The following is a 21,491-nucleotide window of genomic DNA, read 5'->3' as shown; positions in this document are numbered from 1 at the left end:
AGCGATTCGATCCAGGACGCGAAGTCCGCGGACTCGACGCCGAAGTCCCGGGCCGACTCTCACCGCCCCGGCGTGGGGCCTGCGGTGTCGGACGGCGTGGCTACCCTGCCGGGCATGGGATACACCACGGAGTTCACCGGTCGGATCGCGGTGGAACCGCCGCTCAACGAGCAGGAGATCGGCTACCTGCGGAGGTTCGCCGGCACCAGGCGCATGGACCGTGACAACGGTCCCTACTTCGTCGACGGCACCGGCTACGCGGGACAGGGCCATGATGCGGACATCCGCGAGTTCAACACGCCCCCGGCGGGCCAGCCCGGCCTGTGGTGCAGTTGGGAACCGACCGATGACGGGGCCGCAATCGAATGGAACCGGCAGGAGAAGTTCTACGCCTCCGCCGAGTGGATGCGCTACCTGGTCGACCACTTCCTGAAGCCCGGCGCCCATGCCCAAGGCGAGCCCGGGTTCGAGGAGTTCACCTTCGACCACGTGCTCGACGGGGTGATCGACGCGCAGGGCGAGGAGGCCTGGGACACCTGGCAGCTGATGGTGCGTGACAACGAGGTGACCGTGTCCGGGCCCGTGGAACCCGAGACGGCGTGGCTCTGCGGGGGCTGCCTTGAGGCGATCGCCGCTGAGGACACCGTCTGCTGCCCGGGTTCGGAGGCGGTGCCGGCGGACGTCGAGTAGTGGCCTCCCACGCGGGCGCACCCGGCCGGCAGCCTCGTGCGGCCGCAGTCGCACGAGGCTGCCGGGGTGGTGCGGTGGCGCCGCGCCTCAGCGGAACGCGGCGATGTTGCGGGCGACCCAGTCGTCGAAGGGGCGCGGGGCGCGGCCGAGGACTCGTTCCGCGTCCGGGCTGATCCGCAGTTCGGCCGGGTTCGGGGCGGAGATGATGTCCAGGGTGTCGTCGGCGAGTTCCGCCGGTACGTGCCGGGTCATCATGGCCTTGGCCTCGCCGCGGGTGAGTTCGTGGAACCGTACGGGGGAGCCGAGTGCGGCGGCGATCGCCTCCGCCTGCTGACGCGGCGTGATCACCTTCGGCCCGGTCAGCTCGTACACCCCGCCGGTGTGTCGCTCGTCCAGCAGGCTGGCCGCCGCGACCGCGGCGATGTCCGCCGGGTCGATGACCGGCACCCCGACGTCGCCGAAGGGCGCGGCGACCGTCCCCTGCGTGCGGACGGACTCCGCCCAGGCCAGGGCGTTGGAGGCGAAGCCGCCCGGTCGCAGGACGGTCCAGTCCGGGCCGGAGTCCCGCAGCGCGTCCTCCACCGCGCGCATCGCGACCCGCGACGGGCCGAGCGGCCTGGTCGCCACGCCCTGTGAGGACAGCAGGACGATCCGGCGGACCCCGCGGGCCGCGGCCAGGGCGATGATGTCGGCCGGCCTGGCTCCGGGGGCGTGCAGGTCGCCGGACAGCAGCAGGAACAGCGCCCGCGCCCCGTCCAATGCGGGTGTCATGCTCGTCGGGTCGGCCAGGTCGGCCGCCACGTGCCGGACGCCGTCCGGCATCGGCACCGCGTGCCGCGACACTGCCGTCACCTGCTCGCCGGCCTCGGCCAGGGCCTGCGTCAGAGGCCGGCCCACGTTTCCGGTAGCCCCGGTCACCACGATCATGTTCAGCTCCTCGTCGGTTGTGTGCTGAGGCAGCTGACGCTAGGAGTCGGGCTTACTTTTCGTAAGAACGTACCGAAAGGTAAGCTCCGAACATGAGGGAAGGTGCGCAGCTGAAGCAGGCCGGGGCGGGCGAGCGGTATGAGGTGTTTCACACCGACTGCCCCGCGCGCGGCATGGTCGACCACGTGACCAGCAAGTGGGGGGTGTGGGTGCTGATCTCCCTGCGGAGCAACGACCTTCGGTTCCACGAACTGCGCGACGGCATCCGGGGCATCAGCGAGAAGATGCTCACCCAGACCCTGCGCGCGCTGGTCCAGGACGGCCTGCTCCGGCGGGAGGTGGAGCCGACCACGCCGCCCCAGGTCACCTACGGGCTGTCCGAGTTCGGCCGGGACGTCAGCGAGCCGCTGACGGACCTGCTCGACCGGATCACGCAGCGCCTGCCACCGGGCAGCCCGGGGTAGTGCGGTCCTGGCAGGAGGTCCGGGCCGGCCCGCCGGGCGATCCGCGGTGGCAGGTTCGCCGAAGATCCCTGGAACGGCCGATGCCGGGCGACGGTGCCGCCTGTGATGCTGGTCCTGGCGGCGTGGGCCTTCGGAACGGCCCCGCCCGTGCCACGGAAGCGAGGGCGATGGCCCGATGAGCACGATGAGCCCGATGAGCACGATGCGCGCGGTACGCGCCCACCGGCGCGGCGGCCCCGAGCAGCTGGTCCACGAGAGCGCGCCGCGTCCCGAACCGGGGGACGGTGAGGTCGTCGTCGCGGTCCGGGCCGCCTCGGTCACCGCGGGCGAGCTCACCTGGGACGCCACCTGGACCGACAGCTTCGACGGTTCCGGGCGGGACCGGACGCCCGTCATCCCCGCGCACGAGGTGTCCGGCGTCGTGGTCGAGCACGGAACCGGTGTCACGGCCCCGGCCCTGGGCGCCGAGGTGTACGGACTCATCCCGTTCCTGCAGGACGGGGCCGCCGCCGAGTTCGTCGCCGTGCCGGCCCGGATCCTCGCCGCCAAACCGGCCCGCCTGGACCACCGCAGCGCGGCCGCCGTCCCCCTGGCGGCGCTCACGGCCTGGCAGGCGCTGGTCGACCACGCCCACCTGGAGCCGGGCCGGCACGTCCTCGTCCACGGCGGCGCCGGAGGCGTCGGCTCCTTCGCCGTCCAGATCGCGGCCGCCCTGGGCGCCCGGGTCACCGCGACCGCCTCGGCCCGCGACGCCGACTTCGTGGCCGGCCTCGGCGCCCGCAACGTCATCGACTACCGGGACGGCCGGTTCGAGGACCACGTGGCCGACGTGGACGTCGTCCTCGACACGGTGGGCGGCGACACCCAGACCCGGTCCTGGGCCGTGCTGCGCCCCGGTGGTGTCCTGGTCGGCATCGTCGAACCGCCCGACCCCGGCGCGGCCCGGGACCCTGCCACGCACGGTGTGTTCTTCGTCGTCGAGCCCGACCGCGACGGGCTCGACTCCATCAGCGAGTTGATCACGAGCGGACGGCTGCGCCCCCAGGTCGACCGGGTCGTTCCCCTCGCGCAGACCCGCGCCGCGTACGAGGCGCTGGAGAAGGAACACCGGCGCGGCAAGGTCGTCATCGAGGTCGCGGACGGCTAGCCGACCGCAGCTCCGGGGCGCCCGCCGGGGCGCCGGGCGCCGGATGGTGAGGCCCTCGGGCGGCCGGAGTCCGTGGGCGGCCCGGCCGCCGGCCGCGGTGGCCGGCGGCGGGAGTGTCGCGGGGGCGGGATCCGTGCTGTGCTGGAAGGGTCCGAGGGAGTGCGTCATGCGTACGATTCAGCGGCCGATCACCAACGACCATCCGTTGCGGCCGGGGGTGCTGCTGCCGGCCCGGGAGCTCGCCGTCGCCTGGTCACTCATCGTCCTCATCGCCGTCCTGGCCTGGGTGCTCACCGTGGGCCAGGCCCTGGACATGGGCATCGGGCCCGGCACGATGGGGATGGCGCTGCCGCTGTTCCTGGTGCTGTGGCTGGCGATGATGGCCGCGATGATGCTGCCCTCCGTCGCACCCGTCGCGGTGACCTGGGCCAAGGGGATCGCCCGGCAGTCCAGCGGCGCCACCAGGGCGCTCCGCACCACCGAGTTCATCGCCGGCTATCTGATCGCCTGGACGGTGTTCGGCCTGGTCGCCTACGGTGCGCTCGCCGTCACCGGCGACCTGGTCGACCGGGATCCGGACGCGGGGAAGTGGATCGGCGCGGCCGCCTTCGCCCTGGCCGGCCTGTACCAGCTGGGTCCGCTCAAGAACGTCTGCCTGCGGCACTGCCGCAGTCCGATCGGCCAGCTGTTGCACTACGCCTCGTACCGGCCGCGGATGCGCGACCTGCGGGTGGGGCTGCACCACGGCGCGTACTGCGTCGGCTGCTGCTGGGCGCTGATGATCGCGCTGATCCCGCTGGGCGTCATGAACATCGCGGCGATGGCGGGACTGGCGGTGCTGATCTTCCTGGAGAAGCTCTGGTACCGGGGGCCGCAGCTCGCCCGGGTGGCCGGCGTCGTCTTCCTGGGGATGGCTGTGCTGGCGCCCTTCCAGGACTGGCTGCTGCCCGGTCTGCAGCCGTCGATGATGTAGTCGGCCACTGCTGCCGCCGCTGCTGCTGCCGTGCTGCTGCCGCCGCCGCTGGGGTCGGGCCGGGCGAGGAGGTCGGGACGTTCACTTGTGCGTCGGGGGCGTGCCGTCCTGCATGAAGGTCACGGTGGTGACCTCGTCGGTGTTCCTGGTGTCCAGGAAGAGCTGGTACAGGTCCACGCCCTGGTAGGTGCCGTTGATGATCTCGACGAGCGCCAGGTGGAGGTGCGCCGCGGTCGAGGTGACCTTGTAGACCGTGCCCAGGTAGTCGCCTCTGCTGATCGAGGATCCGACCGCCAGATCGGACGGAACAGCGGTGAGGTGGGTGTAGAAGCCGCCCATCAGATCGTTCGGTGCCCGCATGAACAGCTCGGCACCGTACACCTTCGGCGTGTCCTGGGCAGGGTCGTGCGGCTTGTACTTGGTGATGTGAGCGTCGAAGGCGGCGTAGACGTCCGTTCCGCCGGGCGCGGCCAGGTCCATGCCGAACTGGATGTACCAGTGCGGCGGTTGGTGGTCGCCCGTGTTGGGGCCACCGAGGCCGCCGGTGCAGCCCGAGGGGAACGGATTGGACATGTCGATGTCGAACGCGGGCATGGAACTGTTCCTCTCGCCTGTACGGCCCGGGGCACCTGTACGGTCCGGGGCACCTGTACGGTCCGGGCGGGCACGGAACCGTCGGTCCCGACGGGAGGACGGGCCCCGATTCAGTGGGCGCCGTGGCGCGGTCCGCTGTGTTCGAGCTGCCGCTTGCGCCGGCGGGTGGCCTTCCGGTCCGTGTGGTCGGGGTGGGACGGGTCCAGGCAGGTGGCCGAGTCGAGGTCGACCTGCTGGAGGTGCTTGGGCGTTGCGGAGTCGGTCCAGTTGAGGTTGACGGATCCGCTGAGACTCATCCGGTACTGCCAGACGAGTGCGCCGGCGAAGCCGGAGTCGGTCGGGTCGGGAGGGTTCTCGGTGGCGAGGTCGATCTGGCTCGGCCCGGCGTCGACGGGGTGGAAGACCCAGACCGGGATGGTGCCCACCTCGGCGGTGATCTGAGCGGCGGTCTGGGAGAACGAGCAGTACACGCCGGGGTTGTAACTGGTTTCTGCGGTAACGGAGTTGGCCCAGGCGGCGACATAGGCGAGGTGGTCCGGGGTGAGCCGTCCCCCGATCTCGACGTCGAGGTAGACGACCGCGCCGGGAGCCAGGCCGGCAGTCTGGCCGAGGCTTTCGGTGGTCTGCGCGTCCACTGTGCCCTGGGCCGCCGTGAGCACGTGGGATCCCGGGCCGCCCGGGGCCTGCTGGCCGACGAAGACGGGAGCCAGGCCCCAGCCCATGCCGGTCAGGGTGGATACGGCCGACATCCACGAGGTGTTGGGGTGACTCGGGGCCGGGGCGAGGTAGGCGGCGGCGAAGGCCAGCGGGGTGTTGTCCCAGAGGGACTGCATGACGGCGTCGCCCGGGTAGTCGGATCGATCGAATCCGAGATGCATGATCAACAACTCGATTGCAAGGAGTGATTCGGCGGGATGCGCGGACCGGTCGCAACGGCGATCGGTCGCAACCGCAGTGCCGACCGGCGCGGAACCCCGTCGGCCGGCTACCGCGTGAGAGCGGACTGCCCGGCCGTGGCGCGGGCTCCACCCGTCCCGTTCCTGGAGGCCCGGGTGCACACAGGGACCCGAGGCCGACTCGATTCTAGTCGCATTCGCCCGCAAAGTCGCTCCCCCGCCTGACGGTTCGACACGCAACCATGCAGCCGACGAAGGTGATTTCACAGAGCGTCACGACTGACCGGCGCGCAGGACGGCCGGGCTTCCGGTCGACGGGCGGAGCGGTGGCCGCTCGCATCGCCACGGGCGCGTCGGGCGGGGAGACTGGCCGGAGGGGGATGCCAGGGAAGTACCCGCAAGGACGGGAGATGGTCATGCGAAAGAGTTCACTCGCCGTGCTGTCGCTCGCGGCGGCCGGTGCGCTGGCGGCCGGGGTGTGCGCGGCGCCGGCACAGGCGCAGACACCGCCACCGGTCGTCAGCGTGCAGAGCCCGGGCACGTCACCGTCGGTGAACGCGGCACTGGCGCTCAAGGCCGTCCAACGGCTGTTCCCGGAGGTCACCCGGGTCGTCAGCATCGGTCCGGACAGCACCGCCGTCGGTCGGCCCACGGCCACCATCGCCGTCGTGCTCGCCGACCCGACCGGAACCAAGAAGGTCACGCTCTCCGTCGACGTCTACGACAGCTCCTCCGCCGCAGCGGCCGCCTTCCGGCAGGCCGCCCGGGCAAGCCGCGCCGTCCCAGGCTTCACCCCGCTGACCACGCCACGCCTCGGCACGGCGACCACCGGCGGCACGGTCACCATGGGAGGCGAGACGCACATCGGCATCGGCGTCCTGGACGGGAACCACCTCGTCGGGGCGACCATCGCCGGCTTCGACGCCACACCGGCCAACACCGCCCGCCTCGTCGCCCTCGTCCGCGTCCAACTCGCCGCGGTCGACGCAGCCCTGGGCGCCGCCACGTCGGCCGCACGGTAGCCGACCCGAGGGGCCGCGGGCCCGCCCAGGGGCAATCCCGGCCGGGGGCAACCCGCCCGGGGACAACCCCGCCCAGGGCGCCCGCGTGCCCCTTCAGGCTGCCTGAGGGAGCGTCAGATCCAGGCCCGACGCTGAAGGCAGGGAATCAGCTGCCGGGCGGGGCCCGGACTCCGCCGTCATACCGCAGTGCTACAGGAGGACTTGGCACCCCGGTATGACGGTTTCCGTTCCTCCTCGCCCGTACCGTCGCCCGTGGTGAAAGCGACGACGGAACCCCACGAGGAGGAACGGCGATGAACAGGCGAGGACGGGTCGTGGCGGCGGTGCTGCTGGCGGCGACGGTGACACTGGGCGCGGCCGGCGCACCGGGCGCGGTGGCGGCATCGGGCCGGGGCACCGAGCAGCAGGCCGGGGCCCGGCTGCCGCAGCCGACCGGGCCGTACCCGGTCGGCACGACGTCCCTCCAGCTCACGGACGACACCCGGGACGATCCCTGGAAGCCCGGGCAGCACCGCACACTGATGATCAGCTTCTGGTACCCGACCACCCGGCCCGCCACCGGCGACGACCGCGCGCCGTACATGGCCCCCGCAGCCGCCGACCACTTCGGCAGCGCCGGGAGCGTCGCCCAGAGCGACTACGGCTTCGAACCCGGCCGCACCGACTGGGCGGGCATCCGCACCCACGCCCGCGCCGACGCGCCCGCCCTCCCCGGCGGCAAACGGCCCGTCGTGCTCTACTCGGCGGGCTTCGGCGACCCGCGCACCTGGGGCACCGGCCTGGTGGAGGACCTCGCCTCGCGCGGCTACGTCGTCGTCACCGTCGACCACACCTACGACGCCTCCGAGGTCGCCTTCCCCGACGGGGACCTCGCCACCTCCGTCCTCCCCGCGCTGATGGCCCAGCCCGGCCTCGACATCGGCGCCCTCCTGCGCAAGACGCTGCAGACCAGGGTCGACGACACCCGCTTCGTCCTGGACCGGCTCGCCGGGCTGCGCCACGACAAGCAGCTGCCGGCCGGCCTCGCCGCAAGCCTCGACCTCGACCGGATCGGCATGGTCGGCCACTCCGGAGGCGGCTCCACGGCCCTCCAGACCATGCACGACGATCCGCGCCTCAAGGTCGGCGTCAACCTCGACGGCCAGCTGCACTTCCCCGGCCCGGACGGCACCGGAGTCCACCTGCCCACCGTCGCCGAGGACGGCCTGACCCGCCCCTTCCTGCTCATGGGCACCCAGAACCCCGACTCCGGCAGCTACCACCAGCAGCCCGGCTGGGACGCCCTGTGGCAGCACAGCACCGGCTGGCACGCCGATGTCACCCTCACCGGCTCCCGCCACAGCTCCTACACCGACGCGCAGTCCCTGCTGCCCCAGCTCGCCCGCCAGGGCGCGATCAGCGGGGAGAAGCTGACCGAGGACGTCGGCGACGTCCGCCCGGACCGCGCGGTGCTCGCCACCCGCTCGTACGTCGCGTCGTTCTTCGACCACTGGCTGCGCGGCCAGGACGACCACCTCCTGGACGGCCCGTCGCCGCGCTTCCCCGAAATGGTCTACGAGCGGTAGTGCGCACGGGGAGACGCGCGTGACGGCCCTCGGCCCGGTCGTTTCCGACCGGCCCGAGGGCTGGCGGGCGGCCGCGACGGGGGTGCGGCCGCCCGCCGCGCGGACACCGCCGTGCCCGTGCGCCCGGTGGTGGACAGGCAGAACCAAGGGCACTGAGAACCGCTGAAGGCTCCTCCGGTCGTACCGGGGGAGCCTTCACCGTTCACCCCGTCATGGCGGCGCGGACGCCGGCGCCGGGGCGCCGGAGCTGCCGGGTCGACGGTCCGGCGTGCGGTCAGTGGCCCAGCACGCCGCGGATCCAGCCGTCCACCGTGCCGGTCAGGTCGTGTTGGCCGGCTGCGTGGTCCAACAGGAACGTGCGCACCGAGTCGCCGTTGTGGAACATGCCGCGCTTGTCGAACTCCAGCACCACCTCGACCCGGTGCGGGTCGGTGACGAAGGACAGCTCGATCTCGTTGCAGCGCCGGGCGAACTGCGCCGCCGCCTTGTACTCGATCTCCTGGTAGAACGGCAGCGTCTGGCCCGTGCCGTGGATCCGCCCGGCCTCCAGATCGGCCCGGTGGAAGTGGAAGCCGAGCGCCGCCAGCGCCTCAAGTACCCGTTGCTGCACCGGCAGTGGCTCCACGGCGAGCGGGTCGGTGTCCCCCCGGTCCAGCTGGCCCGCGATGTCCACGTCGGTGCGGACCCCGAGCACCATGCCCGCCAGGTGGTGGCCCCCGATCGCCGTCAGCGGCGTCTCCCACGGCACGGGGAAGGCGAACGGGACGGCGCGCCGCTCCCCGGCGGCCAGCCGCATCGGGCCGCAGACGGGCACCCGGGCGAACTCCCTGACGGTGTGGCTCTCGCCGTCCTCGTGCTCGACCTCGACCCGGGCGGCCAGGCACAGCGTGATGCCGTTGATCTCGGCGTCGCGGTCGCCGCCGACCAGGTCGACCTGACCGTGCACGGTGCCGCCGGGCCGGACGGTCGGCGTGGACAGCACTGTGTCGACGGTGGGTCCACCGACGCCGAGGGCGCCGAGAAGCCGCTTGAACACCATCCGGGGTACTCCTGACAGGGTCGGGGACGCGAGCGCACCGATCGTACTTTGCCTGCGCTTTGCCTCCGGCGGGCGGTCCCCGCCCCGGCGTCTCTCGCCGGCCCACCACCCCGAACCCGCCTAAGCACAGATATTTGCTTCCGGGGCGGCAGGGGTCTACAGTCCTCTTCGCAAGCACAGATCTGTGCTTGCGAGTGAAGGGGAGTGTGTGTGATGAAGCAGCTGCTGTTCCCGAACAACATCCAGTTCTGGTACGAGACCCTGCGCTCGATGAGCCACATCGCCTACGGCGGCGCGGACTTCGGCGAGGTCGTCTCCACCGCCGAGCGCATCACCGAGGGCGACTACGGAAGCTGGTACACCGAGTGGCTGGCCACCGCCGACCGGGTCTCCCGCGACGCCGGGAAGGCACTGGCGGCCGGTCACACGGTCAGCGCCCGGGACGCCTTCCTGCGGGCCTCGAACTACTACCGCTCGGCCGAGTTCTTCCTCCACGGCCACCCCTGCGACCCCCGCCACGACCACGCCTACGAGCGCAGCGTGGCCTGCTTCCGGTCGGCGGCCGCACTGTTCACCCCGGTCATCGAGCCGGTCGAGATCCCGTACGAGGACACCACCCTGCCGGGCTACCTCTACCGCGCCGACGACTCCGGTACACCGCGCCCCACGCTCATCATGCACAACGGCTTCGACGGCACCGCCGAGGAACTCCACTTCTTCGGCGCGCTGGCCGGCGTCGAGCGCGGCTACACCGTGCTGGTCTTCGACGGCCCCGGAATGCCCGGGCCGCGCCACCGCGAGGGCCTGGTCTTCCGCCCCGACTGGGAGAACGTCATCACCCCCGTCGTGGACTTCGCCCGGACCCTCCCCGAGGTCGACGACAGCCGCATCGCGCTCCTGGGGATCAGCATGGGCGGCGTCCTCGCCCCCAGGGCCGCGGCGTTCGAGCACCGCCTGGCCGCGCTGGTCGCCGTCGACGGCCTCTACGACCTCGGCCAGACCTCCGTGCGCAACATCCCCGGCACCCGTGAGGACGCCGAGCAGCTCCTGCGCGCCCGGTCCGCCCCCGAACTCGACGCCGCCCTCGACCGGATCATGGCCACGGACCCGATCGCCCGCTGGGCGATCAACCACGGCATGTACGTCATGGGCGTCGACACCCCGCGGGCCTTCAACGCCTCCTACCTCGACTACAGCCTCGCCGGCGGCATCGCCGAACAGATCCGCTGCCCCACCCTGGTCTGCGATGCCGAGGACGACATGTTCTTCAAGGGCCAGCCCGAGCAGCTCTACGACCACCTCACCTGCCCCAAGGACCTGATGGTGTTCACCGCCGAGGAAGGCGCCGGCGCCCACTGCCACCCCGGCGCCATGCGCCTGACCCAGGCCCGCATCTACGACTGGCTCGACGACACCCTCAAGACCAACGCCTGACGAGCCGACGCCCGGAAGCTCCGAGGGGCCGACGCCCGGAACGGCCGAAGCCCCGAAGAGCCGACGGCCGGACGACCCGATGACCGGACGACCCGGCAGAGCGACGGGGCCCTGCCCGCGGGCCGTCCGTCGACCGTGAGCACAGCGACCGTGAGAGCACAGGGAGACACAGTGCGCCTGATCGTCGGAATGACAGGAGCGACCGGAGCCGTCCTGGGGGTCCGGCTCCTCCAGGAACTGCGCCGGCATCCCGATGTGGAGACCCACCTGGTGCTGACGCGCTGGGCGCGGGCCACCGTCGAGCTGGAGACCGGGATGAGCACCCGCGACGTCTCGGCGCTGGCCGACACCGTCCATTCTCCCGACGACCAGGGGGCGTCCATCGCCTCCGGCTCGTTCCCCGCCGACGGGATGGTGATCGTCCCGTGCAGCATGAAGACGCTCGCCGGGATACGCACCGGCTACGCCGACGGTCTGGTGGCCCGTGCCGCGGACGTCACGCTCAAGGAGCGCCGGAAGCTGGTGCTCGTCCCCCGCGAGACCCCGCTGAGCGAGATCCACCTGGACAACATGCTCGCCCTCGCCCGCATGGGCGCCGCCATCGTGCCGCCCATGCCCGCGTTCTACAACCATCCGGCCACCGTGGACGACGTCGTCGACCACATCGTGGCGAGGATCTGCGACCAGTTCGGCATCGACTCCACACGGGCCCGGCGCTGGGAAGGCATGCGTGCCGCTGCCACCACGCGTCCGACGGCCCTCCGGATCAACCAGTGAAGGAACCGAACCCGTGAACCACCGCAAGGACCTCCGTGAGCACATCGCCGCACTCGAAGCCCTCGGCGACCTCAAACGCGTGAAGCGCGAGGTGAGTTGGGACCTGGAAGCCGCGGCGATCACCCGCCTCTCCTACGAGCGCACCGCTCCCGCGCCGTTCTTCGAGAACGTCGGCGGGGCGGAGCCCGGCTTCCGTCTGATGGGCGCGCCCGCCTCGCTGAGCTCCGTCCCCGGCAAACCGCTCGCCCGTGTCGCGCTCTCCCTGGGGCTCCCCACGGACCTGACGGCCGCGCAGCTCGTGGACACGCTGGCGGCGACCCGCGACATGCCCCCGGTGCCGACCCGGCGCGTGCCCCGCGCCGAGGCCCCCTGCAAGCAGAACGTCCTCCTCGGCGAGGACGCGACGCTGGACCGCTTCCCGGTGCCCCGCGTCCACGAGCAGGACGGAGGCCGGTACCTCAACACCTGGGGCATCATCGTCGCGCGCACCCCGGACGGCTCGTGGACCAACTGGTCGATCGCCCGCATCATGATGATCGACGGCACCCACATGACCGGCCTGGTCATACCGCCCCAGCACATCGGTCTCATCTGGCAGGAATGGGTGAAGATCGGCAAGCCCATGCCCTACGCACTCGTCCAGGGCGGCGATCCGGCGATCCCCTTCGTCGGCGGCATCCCGCTCCCCGACGGTGTCGACGAAGCCGGTTTCATCGGCGCGCTGCGTGGCGAGCCCGTCGAGGTGGTGAGGTGCGAGCTGTCGGACCTCGAAGTACCGGCCGGTGCGGAGATCGTCATCGAGGGCCATCTGTCCGTGGAACGCTCCGCCGTCGAGGGCCCGTTCGGGGAGTTCGCCGGATACGTCCCCGACGAGGTCTCCCACCAGCCCGTCTACACCGTCGAGTGCATCACCCACCGCGATGACCCGATCTGGCCGATCGTCGCCGAAGGGCGCCCGGTGGACGAGTTCCACACCGTCACCGGAATCGGCATCGCCGCCGACGTCCTGCACGACCTGCGCGCCGCCGGCCTGCCGATCACCACGGCCTGGTCACCCCTGCGCGCGGCCTCCCACTGGCTGGTGCTCACCGTCCCTGCGAACTGGCGCGAACTGCTCCCGGACACCGACTCCCGGGAGTTCGTCCACCGCATCGGCGACGCCATGGACACGGTGACCCGGACCGGGAGACTGCACGCCCGGGTCTTCGTCCTCGACGACGACATCGACCCCGCCGACGACACCGACCTGCTGTGGGCCCTGGCCACCCGCATCCACCCCACCGACCGTGCGGAGGCGTGGAACGGCCTGATCCACCCCCTGATGAACTGCTACCACCACAGCGAGCGGGCCGCCATGAGCGGCCCGGTCGTCCTCCACGACGGACTCCAGCCCGCCCCCGGCCAAGGACGCATGCCGCACAGCTCGTTCGCCGGGGCCTACCCGGCCCGGATCCGTCGACTCGTCCTCGACCACTGGGACGAGGACTGAGGACTGAGGACTCAGGGCTCAGGGCTCAGGAAGGGACCGAGGTCCGCCGGCGCCGACCCGGCGGACCGTCGCGGCCGGGCGGCGGGAGCCGGGGCCCGCCCGCGTCGCCGTCAGCCCCCGGTCCGTCTGCGATGCGCCGGAGCGAGCGCATGCCCGGCCGTGCCCGATCGCTTTCCGAGTCGGTCTGCAGCGCTCACCCGGCCCCGGTGAGCAGGGTGAGGACGGCGTCCAGCGGTGACCGGCCCACGGTCGGCACGAGCGCCCCCAACAGGGTCCCTGCCAGTGCGCCGCAGCCGGTCAAGGCCCATCGGGATCTCGGGGCCGACCCGGGTCGTGTCAGCCCGTAGCCGAACCAGGTGAGCCCCGCCACACCGGCGGTCCAGGCCAGCGGCAGGAGCACGAAGGCCGCGGCCCAGTCGATCGAGTGGTCCGGGTGACGGCCGATGGTCGCCAGTGCGATCAGTGTGCCCAGCAGCAGCCAGACGAACGTGGCGATGGCCGTCAGGATCCAGCTGACCAGGCAAAGGGCAGTCCGGTCGGCCGTCGCCGCGCCCGGTGACGGCAGGTGGTGCGTGTTCACGTTTCCCCCGAAGTTGATCATCTGCTGTTCCGGACGTCCGCTCCCCGGAACACGGTTCCCTGCTGCCCGTCGCCGCTTCAGGTCACTCGTGCCCGGTTCAGCCGCCCGTCGGGACCCGGAGGGTGCCGTAGCGCTGCATCCGCTGCCAGCGCAGACGGGATCCCGCGAGCGCGGTGAAGACCGACTGGATCACCACCAGGTACATCAGCTGGCGGTAGACGAACTGCTGCAACGGCAGGCTCCACAGCGGCCCGAGCCGCTCCTTGTCCAGGCGGAACGCGTAGGCGCCCATCAGCATCTGGACCAGGAGGAACGCCGCCCACAGGCCGATGATCCGCGCCGGGTCCAGGAAGACCAGCCCGTACAGCGCGAACACGTCGACCACCGGTGCGAGCAGGGGCAGGAGGACCTGGAACATCAACAGGTAGAGCAGCCCGCGTCGGCCCAGCTTGCCGGCCTGGCCGCCCTGGACGAGGGCGCCGCGGTGCTTCCACATCGCCTGCAGGGTGCCGTAGCACCAGCGGTAGCGCTGGCGCCACAGGGCGTCCAGCGAGGCGGGGGCCTCGGTCCAGGCCTTGGCCCGCTCCTCGTAGACCACTCGCCAGCCGGCCCGGCACAGCGCCATGGTGAGGTCGGTGTCCTCGGCGAGCGTCTCCTCACCCACGCCGCCGACCGCCAGCAGCGCGGAGCGGCGGAAGGCGCCGACCGCTCCCGGCACGGTGGGCATGCACTCGGCGAGGTCGAAGAGCCGGCGGTCCAGGTTGAAGCCGACCACGTACTCGATGTGCTGCCAACGGCCGAGCAGGCCGCCGCGGTTGATCACCTTGGCGTTGCCGGAGACCGCTCCGACCGAGGGGTCGGCGAACGGCTGGACGAGGTGGCGGACGGCGTCCGGCTCGAACACGGTGTCACCGTCGACCATCACCAGCAGCTCCGCGCGGGCGGCTGCGATGCCGGTGTTGAGGGCGGCCGGCTTGCCCGCGTTCTCCTGCCGGATGACCCGGGTGTACGGCAGGTTCAGCGACTCGACGAGGTCGGCGGTGCCGTCGGTGGATCCGTCGTCGACCACGATCACCTCCAGCGGGTGGTCGGAGGCGAGCAGCGAGCGCAGCGCGGCCTCGATCCCGGCGGACTCGTTGTACGCGGGCACGATCACGCTGACGGGCTCGGTGACCGGCGGGCCCCAGGGCCGACGCCGAAGGCGCTCGTGCCGGCGGGCGGCCGCCAGGACGGCGACGGCCCGCAGCACGCTGATCGCGCCCGCCGCCCACAGCAGCCAGCCCAGGGCGGTGAGCGTCCAGTCGCCGCCCCGGAGGAGCCAGATGAACGCGGTCCCCTGGAGCCGGTCGGCGGTCCCGGCCGCGTGCACGGGGTCGGCGAGGCCGACCGCCTCGCTGACGGTGGCGAGGTGCAGGCCGCGGGCCTTCAGCCGGGGCAGCAGGTCGGCGAGCGCGGCCACGGTCTGCGAGCGGTCGCCGCCGGCGTCGTGCATGAGCACGATCCGGCCCGGACCGCCCGGGGCGTCGTCGAGGGTCTGCACGATCTGCGCGGTTCCGGGCCGGCGCCAGTCCTCGCTGTCCTGGGTCGTGAGCACGGTCAGGTATCCCGCTCGCCCGGCCTGCCGTACGGCGTCCCACCCGCGGTCGTCCAGGGCGTCCGGCTGGGAGGAGTACGGCGGCCGCAGCAGGGAGCTGGTCACCCCGGCCGAACCCGCCAGGGTGAGCTGGGTCTCGCGCAGCTCCAGCGAGCGGCGCCAGTCGGGCGCGGCGCCGAGGTCGGTGTGGGTGAAGGTGTGCACGCCGATCTGGTGGCCCTCGGCCACGATCCGGCGGATCAGGTCCGGATGGGCGGCGGCCTGGGTGCCGACGACGAAGAACGTGGCGTGCACCCCCTCCCGGCGCAGGACGTCGAGGATCTGCGGCGTCCACGTCGGGTCGGGGCCGTCGTCGAAGGTGAGGGCGACGGTTCCCGGCTTCGGGGTGGCGCTGCGCGGCTCGGGACCGGCGGCGTCGATCACCGGACCGCCGTCGCGGATCGCCTCCGGCACGGTGGTCGCGCTCGTGTGTGCGGCCGACTGGTCGGGGCGGTCGTCGAAGCTGTGTTGGGTGTACCCCTGGAGCAGCAGGGCACCGGAGAGGGTGAGCAGCAGGGCGGTGAGCAGCAGCCAGTGGGTGCGCAGCGGGCCCTGCCGCACGACTCCTCGACGGCCCCCGCGGGTGCGTGCGGGGGCTCGTCGTCGTCGGTGTGTTGTGCTCATGGTGCTGCTTTCGGGTCCGGGGCGGGGGGGGGGTGTCGTGGGGGCGTGGGGGCGTGGGGGCGTCAGGGCTTGACGGGCTTGTTGCCCGAGTTGCCCGGCGGGGTGGTCGGGCGGCCGTGCCCGGACGGGGCGGCGGGTGTCGGTTTGGGCGCCGACGTGGGGACGGTGACGGGATCGGGGGAGCCGGTGTCGGCGGCGCCGGGTGTGCCCGTGCCGGACCCGCCGGGCGAGGGCGCGCCGTTCGCCTGGGGGCGGTGGTCTCCGGCCGACCCGGTGTCGGCCCGGCGGGCGGCGGGCGCCACCGCGGGCGGTGCGCTGGGCCGGTCCGCTGCCTCCGGCGGGTCGGACGCCGCCTCGGACGGAGTGGCCGCCGACGCGGGAGCAGTCGGTGCCGGCGGCTGGGGAAGCGGGAGGAACGGCGCGTTCACGGTGGGGCCGCCGAGCAGCGTGCTGCCCAGCAGCACGAGGTACCCGCCCGCCGGTACGGCCAGCACCGCCCCGAGCCGGCGGATCCGGCGCTGACGTCGGCCGGAGGCGTCGACGAACACGGGCGGGGGCGCGGGCGCGGGCGGGGCCTGCCGGTCCGCGACATCGGTGGCGGCCTGCTGGTCCACGGCGCCGATGACGGCGGGCAGTTCGACGGTGGACGGGCCGTGCGCGTCGTCGTCGTCGGACCACGAGAGGTCGTCGGCCGGACCGTCGACGGGGGCGAAGTGCCCGGTCGGGGCCCCGTCGGCTCCGACGGGGGGAACGCCGGGGAAGTACCTCGGAACCAGTGGAGGGTGCGACTGCTCCTCGGTGGTCGGCCACGGGCCGTACGACGTGACGGGCACGGTATCGAGTCCAAGCGTTTGTCGGTGCAGGAATGACCACGGATGCCCCCCCATTGATCGTTGGTGGGCGTCCGGCGCGGTGGTCGTACCTGTACAGCGCCGCCGCGCGGCGTGCTGTCACACCCTTCCGGTGGGACCTCGACGGGCCGGGCATCATAAGCAGTTGATCGACATATGAAGGATGATGACCTATGTTCGTCACATGGCGGGCGGCCGACTCCGGAGAACGGACGAGTCGTGGGGTGGGCGCCCGCTGCGCACGCGTGGTCCGGCATGCGACCGGACCCCCGCTTTCCCGAGGGAGGACCCGCAGTGCACCACCGTTCCCGTACGCCCAGGCTGCTCGGTGCCGCAGTGGCCGTCGTTCTGGGCCTCGGCGTCGGCGTGCCGCCGGCGCTCGCCGGACCGGCCGGGGATCCGGCCGCCGACACCGACCCCGTGCCCGGCCTGGTCGCCGGCACGGACACCACCGCCCCGCAGCTGGTCACCGGCGTGGACGAGCCGGCCCCGGGGGACGCCGCGGAGGCGGCCCGCGCCCACCTCGCCGCCCACCGCGAGCGCTACCGGGTCGACCCGGCGCAGCTCGTCGTGACCGGCGTGGAGCGCTCGGCGGACGGCCGGCGCACCGTCCGGTTCGAACAGCGGTACGGCGGCCTGCCGGTCTTTGGCGCCGCCTACCTGGTCCACCTGGCCGGGGAGGGCAAGGCGCAGCACGTCGAGTCGGTCGGCGGCAAGTACTTCACCGGCCTGACCGCCCCGACCGTCCAGGCCCTGCCGGACGAGGTGCTGCGCGGCCTCGCGCTCGCCTCCGTCGAGGACGGTCCGGCCCGCACCGGCGTCACCGCCGAGGACGGCGGTCCGGTGGTGATGCCCGGCGGCACCGGCCGACTGGCCCGGCACTACACCGTGCGCGGCACCGACCGGACGGTCTGGGAGGGCAGGGCCCGCGAGATCTACGTGGACGCCACCACCGGTTCGGTCGCCCTCGCCCACACCGTCCGGGCCCGCGCCGCCGGGGCGCCCGCCGCCGCGGCCGCGACTACGCCGGCGGCCGGCCTCGAACCCGCCGTCGGAACCGCGCCGGACGTCCAAGGCCGTCCGACCCGCGTCAACATCGCCCGCCTGCCGGACGGCACCTACCAGCTGATCGACCTCACCCGGCCCACCGCCCTGACCGTCTACGACGCCGGCGGCCGGGACGAGTACGAGGTGGGCGGCCCGTTGCCCGACGGGGTCCGCCCGGTGAGCTCGCCGACCCCGGACTTCCCGGCCTCGCTCGCCGCCATCGGCGCCGCCGAGGCGCAGCGCAACGCCGGCGCCGTCTACGACTTCTTCCGCGACCGGCTCGGCCGGGACGGGATCGACGGCGTCGGCGGCCCGGTCAACGCCGTCGTGAACGTGACCAGCGGGGGCGAGAGCCTGGCGAACGCCTACTGGGGCAGCGGGCGGATGACCTACGGGAGCGGCAACGCCAAGTACTACCCGTTCGCCGCCGCGCTCGACGTCTCCGGCCACGAGATGACGCACGGCGTCGTCGAGAACACCGCCAAGCTCGTCATGCGGGACCAGTCCGGCGCCCTCGACGAGGCCCTCGCCGACTACTTCGGCAACGCGGTCGAGGCCACCACCCTCGGCATCCCGATGACCGACCCGCGGGCCGCCCTGCTCGGCGAGAGCCTCTGCCGCACCGGCACCCCGCAGGACTGCGCGGCGCGCCGCCTCGACACCGGCCGCAGCACCGTGAACGACTACATCGGGTTCCCGGTCCACTTCAGCGAGGACGCCTCGCACGACAACTCGGCGATCATGAGCGGCGCGCTGTGGGACATCCGGCGCACCCTGGACCCGCTGCTCGCCGACCGGCTGGTCTACCGGGCGCTCGCCGAGTACCTCACCCCGCTGGACACCTTCGTCGACGCCCGCAACGCGGTGCTCGCCGCCGGTCGCTCGCTCGGCCTCACCCGTGCCCAACTCCGCACGGTGACCGCCGCGTTCGACGCGCACGGGATCAAGGAGGGCTGGGAGCGGCGGATCGGCATGGACAGCCGCACCCTGGTGCGCTCGCTCACCGTGGGCACCCAGAACCGGCCCGACGTCGTCAACGGCCGCTGGGTGATGGCCAACGGCGAGGCGGGATTCCTCGGCATCCTCACCGGGACCGTCGGCAGCTCCGCCGAGCCGGTCCGGCTCAGCCCGGTCGGGGACAAGCGCTCGCACAGCGCGCCCGCCACCGACGGCACCGTCGCGGCCTGGGTCTCCCAGGGCGAGACCACCCCGGGCCGGCCGGACTGGTCCGTGCTGGTCCGCCCGCTCGACGGCGGTGCCACGCGCACCGTCCACAGCACCACCGGCCAGATGCTCTCGGGCGTCCGGGTCGCCGGCGGGACCGTCGCCTTCGAGGCGATGGACTTCAGCACCGGCCGCACCCTGCCGTGGCTCTCCGTGAACGGCGCGCCCGCCGCACCGATCGCGCTGCCCGACGGCCACCACGGGCAGGCCCTCTCGCTGCGCGGTGACCTGCTCGCCTGGACCGAGCGCTGGCAGGAGGGCGAACGCACCGTCTACGCACCGACCGTCTACTCGCTCTCCGCGGGCAGGGTCGTCGCCCAGTACGTCGCGGGCGGTGCGGGCAACACCGTGGAAACCCTGGCGGTCCGCACGCTGCTGACCGAGAAGCGGCTGCTCTGGCTGGAGACGCCGTCCGATAGGAGCCGCGGCACCTCGATCCGCTCAGGCGCCCTCGACGGCTCCGGTGTGAGCGACCTGCTGACCGGCAGCACCACGCAGCCGCGCCAGATCGACGAACTGACCGCCTCCGAGAAGGCCGTCACCTTCGCCTACGCCTTCACCTGGCCGAAGGGCCGGCGCGTCGCCAACGCCGACCTGCCGAAGCTGTGGCAGCTCCCGATCGAGGGCGGTACCCCGCAGCGGTTCTCCTGCAACCGGGGCGGCCAGTACATGCCGGCGGCCGACCGCGGCACCCGGGTGCTCTGGGCCGACGCCACGCCCGGCCGCACCGACCTGGTCATGCGCGAGGGCGCGGCCGTGACCTGCTGACCGAGGAACGCTGCCCCCGGGGTCCCACCCCGAGCGTCCCGACCCCGAGCGTCCCGACCCCGGACGCCAGGACCCCGCTGCTCCCCGGTCCCCCCGCCCGGCCGCTTCCCCTTCGCGGCCGGGCGGGGCCTCTTCACGTCGGGCCCGGAGCACGGTCGGGACACCGGGTCACCGGGTCGGCGCCGGGCCAGCCCCGGGCCGGCCCCCGGGCCGGTCGTGTCGGCGTCGGACCGTATCGTGTGCGGCGATCACCAACGGAACGCACACGGGGGCACCACACATGACCGTTCACCGGCCGGGACTGCCGCAGGACCTTCCGCCGGCCGAGGAGTTGTGGGCGCGCTGGGCACTGCTCGCAGCCCTCGGGGCGACCACCGAGGACGAAGAGCGCCCGCCCCGTCACCGCACCGGCCGGTGGATCGACGACGAGGGCCTGCACTGGGACGACTGCGGCTGCACCTGGTGGGTCATGTCCAAGGGCGGCGACGGCCGGTTCGTGCTCTACGGCGAGGACGAGGCCAGCGGCGTCAAGTGGCACGAGCCGGCGATCGACGTGCTCGCGGGCGGCCCGGACTGGCTGCCGTACGAGGAGCTGCGGGACCGGATCGAGGCGTACGAGATCGGGTGCGTCTACTGGTACGAGAACGGCGCCTGGGCCCGGGCGCCGTACCCGGACGACCTCGACGACGACGGCCTGGACTGCGGCATGAGCTCCTTCATCGACCGCGGCGAGGTACTGGCCGAGCTGACGGCCAACCTGGACCGCACGGTCGGCGGGGCGAGCGCCGACAGCCTCCTGGCCGACGCGGAGGCGTACCGGCTGGAGCCGCAGAAGCTGCTTGACCGGTTGGTCCGGACCGACTGCCACGATGACTCGTCGGACCGGGATTCGTCGGACCGGGATCCGTCGGACGGGCCGGCCATCGTCCGGGCGTTGGCCCGCGCAGGCCTGACGGGGGAGTACGCGGCGACTGACACTCCTTGACGCGCAGGGCGGCACGGGCTCGCCCTGCCTTCAGGACTGCCTCCTTGAGAGCCCCGTTCTCCTGGACGCCGCCCGCCCCCGACACGGCAGGCAGGGGCGGGCGGGTCCGTCCGGGAGGCGGATCAGGAGGGGCGGCGGACGTACGGCTCCCAGGACACCTTGATCGACCGTGCCCCCTCGGCGGGGGCCGGGCCGCGCTGCTGCCCGGTGCCGAACGGCGGAGCGCCCGACTCCGACTGCCGAGCGGGCTCCGAGGAGAGCAGCGCCCACGGGTTCGGGCAGCTCACCGGCGACGTGTTGCTCGCGAAGGTGCAACTCGTCTGGTACACCACGCCGTTCGTGGTGATCGCCTGGAGAATGACGTGGTCGCCCTGGTCGACCACGGAGACGCTGCACGCGGGCGAGGCACCCGCAGGCAGGGCCTGGGCGGACGCCCAGGTGGTGGTCCCGGCCCCCGAGCCGTTGAGCGGCTGGCTGCCGACCTGCACGGCGCCGTTCTTGACCACGCCGGTGTAGAGGAACTGACCGTGGACCGCGGTCTCCAGCGAACTGCACGGGCCCTGGGCGCCGGTGGCCCCTGCAGCGCCGGTGGGCCCGGCGCTTCCGGTCGGACCGGTGGGGCCGGTCGGACCGGTGGGTCCCGTGGCGCCTGCGGCACCTGTGAGCCCGGTGGTGCCGGTCGCGCCGGTTGCACCTGTGGCTCCTGTGGCCCCGACCGCGCCAGTGGCTCCCGTGGGCCCGGTGGGTCCGGTGGCGCCAGTA

The 21,491-nt window shown here is 72.9% G+C and carries 19 protein-coding genes; 11 read left to right on the top strand and 8 right to left on the bottom strand.

Features of this window, described 5'->3' with window-relative positions; translation table 11 throughout:
- The first annotated feature begins 114 nt into the window (after positions 1-114).
- The gene (locus ABT048_RS17990; RefSeq protein WP_350522369.1) at positions 115-690 is read left to right on the top strand and encodes a hypothetical protein; all 576 of its coding nucleotides are present in this window, start codon (positions 115-117) and stop codon (positions 688-690) included.
- Positions 691-777: 87 nt separating this feature from the next.
- On the opposite strand, the gene ABT048_RS17985 is transcribed toward ABT048_RS17990, so the two are convergent.
- Complete coding sequence (locus tag ABT048_RS17985; RefSeq protein ID WP_350522368.1) at positions 778-1,617, bottom strand: SDR family oxidoreductase; 840 nt, start codon at positions 1,615-1,617, stop codon at positions 778-780.
- 92 nt (positions 1,618-1,709) lie between these two features.
- On the opposite strand from ABT048_RS17985, the gene ABT048_RS17980 reads away from it, so the two are divergent.
- From ABT048_RS17980 to ABT048_RS17970, 3 genes are all read left to right on the top strand, one after another.
- Complete coding sequence (locus tag ABT048_RS17980) at positions 1,710-2,081, top strand: winged helix-turn-helix transcriptional regulator (RefSeq protein ID WP_350522367.1); 372 nt, start codon at positions 1,710-1,712, stop codon at positions 2,079-2,081.
- A gap of 193 nt (positions 2,082-2,274) precedes the next feature.
- A complete protein-coding gene (locus ABT048_RS17975) occupies positions 2,275-3,228 on the top strand; it encodes an NADP-dependent oxidoreductase (protein ID WP_350522366.1) in 954 nt (317 codons plus the stop codon).
- Between the two features lie 166 nt (positions 3,229-3,394).
- A complete protein-coding gene (locus ABT048_RS17970) occupies positions 3,395-4,201 on the top strand; it encodes a DUF2182 domain-containing protein (RefSeq protein WP_350522365.1) in 807 nt (268 codons plus the stop codon).
- Positions 4,202-4,282: 81 nt separating this feature from the next.
- Here the strand turns inward: ABT048_RS17970 and ABT048_RS17965 are convergent, their stop codons facing one another.
- Together ABT048_RS17965 and ABT048_RS17960 are read right to left on the bottom strand one after the other, a co-directional pair.
- Positions 4,283-4,795 carry a peptidoglycan DD-metalloendopeptidase family protein gene (locus ABT048_RS17965; RefSeq protein WP_350522364.1) on the bottom strand — a complete coding sequence of 171 codons (513 nt, stop codon included), beginning with the start codon at positions 4,793-4,795 and terminating at the stop codon, positions 4,283-4,285.
- Positions 4,796-4,905: 110 nt separating this feature from the next.
- Complete coding sequence (locus tag ABT048_RS17960; RefSeq protein WP_350522363.1) at positions 4,906-5,673, bottom strand: glycoside hydrolase domain-containing protein; 768 nt, start codon at positions 5,671-5,673, stop codon at positions 4,906-4,908.
- A gap of 434 nt (positions 5,674-6,107) precedes the next feature.
- Between ABT048_RS17960 and ABT048_RS17955 the strand changes: the two genes are divergently transcribed.
- Positions 6,108-6,713 carry a hypothetical protein gene (locus ABT048_RS17955; protein WP_350522362.1) on the top strand — a complete coding sequence of 202 codons (606 nt, stop codon included), beginning with the start codon at positions 6,108-6,110 and terminating at the stop codon, positions 6,711-6,713.
- 293 nt (positions 6,714-7,006) lie between these two features.
- Complete coding sequence (locus tag ABT048_RS17950; protein WP_350522361.1) at positions 7,007-8,278, top strand: alpha/beta hydrolase family protein; 1,272 nt, start codon at positions 7,007-7,009, stop codon at positions 8,276-8,278.
- Between the two features lie 274 nt (positions 8,279-8,552).
- Here ABT048_RS17950 and ABT048_RS17945 read toward each other — a convergent pair whose 3' ends face one another.
- Entirely contained in the window at positions 8,553-9,317 is a 765-nt protein-coding gene (locus ABT048_RS17945; protein ID WP_350522360.1) for a sporulation protein, read from the bottom strand.
- 213 nt (positions 9,318-9,530) lie between these two features.
- On the opposite strand from ABT048_RS17945, the gene ABT048_RS17940 reads away from it, so the two are divergent.
- From ABT048_RS17940 to ABT048_RS17930, 3 genes are all read left to right on the top strand, one after another.
- Positions 9,531-10,751, top strand: a complete 1,221-nt coding sequence (locus ABT048_RS17940; protein ID WP_350522359.1) for an alpha/beta hydrolase family protein — start codon at positions 9,531-9,533, stop codon at positions 10,749-10,751.
- Between the two features lie 171 nt (positions 10,752-10,922).
- Positions 10,923-11,528, top strand: coding sequence for a non-oxidative hydroxyarylic acid decarboxylases subunit B (locus ABT048_RS17935; protein ID WP_350522358.1), 606 nt, complete (start codon positions 10,923-10,925; stop codon positions 11,526-11,528).
- Positions 11,529-11,541: 13 nt separating this feature from the next.
- Positions 11,542-13,017, top strand: a complete 1,476-nt coding sequence (locus tag ABT048_RS17930; RefSeq protein ID WP_350522357.1) for a UbiD family decarboxylase — start codon at positions 11,542-11,544, stop codon at positions 13,015-13,017.
- A gap of 193 nt (positions 13,018-13,210) precedes the next feature.
- On the opposite strand, the gene ABT048_RS17925 is transcribed toward ABT048_RS17930, so the two are convergent.
- The 3 genes from ABT048_RS17925 to ABT048_RS17915 form a co-directional block, all read right to left on the bottom strand.
- The gene (locus tag ABT048_RS17925) at positions 13,211-13,597 is read right to left on the bottom strand and encodes a hypothetical protein (RefSeq protein ID WP_350522356.1); all 387 of its coding nucleotides are present in this window, start codon (positions 13,595-13,597) and stop codon (positions 13,211-13,213) included.
- 97 nt (positions 13,598-13,694) lie between these two features.
- Complete coding sequence (locus ABT048_RS17920; protein ID WP_402801076.1) at positions 13,695-15,854, bottom strand: bifunctional polysaccharide deacetylase/glycosyltransferase family 2 protein; 2,160 nt, start codon at positions 15,852-15,854, stop codon at positions 13,695-13,697.
- A 62-nt stretch (positions 15,855-15,916) separates the two neighbouring features.
- Positions 15,917-16,687, bottom strand: coding sequence for a hypothetical protein (locus tag ABT048_RS17915; protein ID WP_350522354.1), 771 nt, complete (start codon positions 16,685-16,687; stop codon positions 15,917-15,919).
- Between the two features lie 312 nt (positions 16,688-16,999).
- Between ABT048_RS17915 and ABT048_RS17910 the strand changes: the two genes are divergently transcribed.
- Positions 17,000-19,744 (top strand): M4 family metallopeptidase, encoded by a 2,745-nt coding sequence (locus ABT048_RS17910; RefSeq protein WP_350522353.1) that lies wholly within the window; start codon positions 17,000-17,002, stop codon positions 19,742-19,744.
- 280 nt (positions 19,745-20,024) lie between these two features.
- Positions 20,025-20,729, top strand: coding sequence for a hypothetical protein (locus ABT048_RS17905; RefSeq protein WP_350522352.1), 705 nt, complete (start codon positions 20,025-20,027; stop codon positions 20,727-20,729).
- A 122-nt stretch (positions 20,730-20,851) separates the two neighbouring features.
- Here ABT048_RS17905 and ABT048_RS17900 read toward each other — a convergent pair whose 3' ends face one another.
- Positions 20,852-21,235, bottom strand: coding sequence for a hypothetical protein (locus tag ABT048_RS17900; RefSeq protein WP_350522351.1), 384 nt, complete (start codon positions 21,233-21,235; stop codon positions 20,852-20,854).
- Positions 21,236-21,491: the final 256 nt, after the last annotated feature.

Source organism: Kitasatospora sp. NPDC096140 (genome assembly GCF_040303045.1).
Taxonomy (GTDB): Bacteria; Actinomycetota; Actinomycetes; order Streptomycetales; family Streptomycetaceae; genus Kitasatospora.
This window is presented reverse-complemented; position numbering and strand designations above follow the sequence as displayed.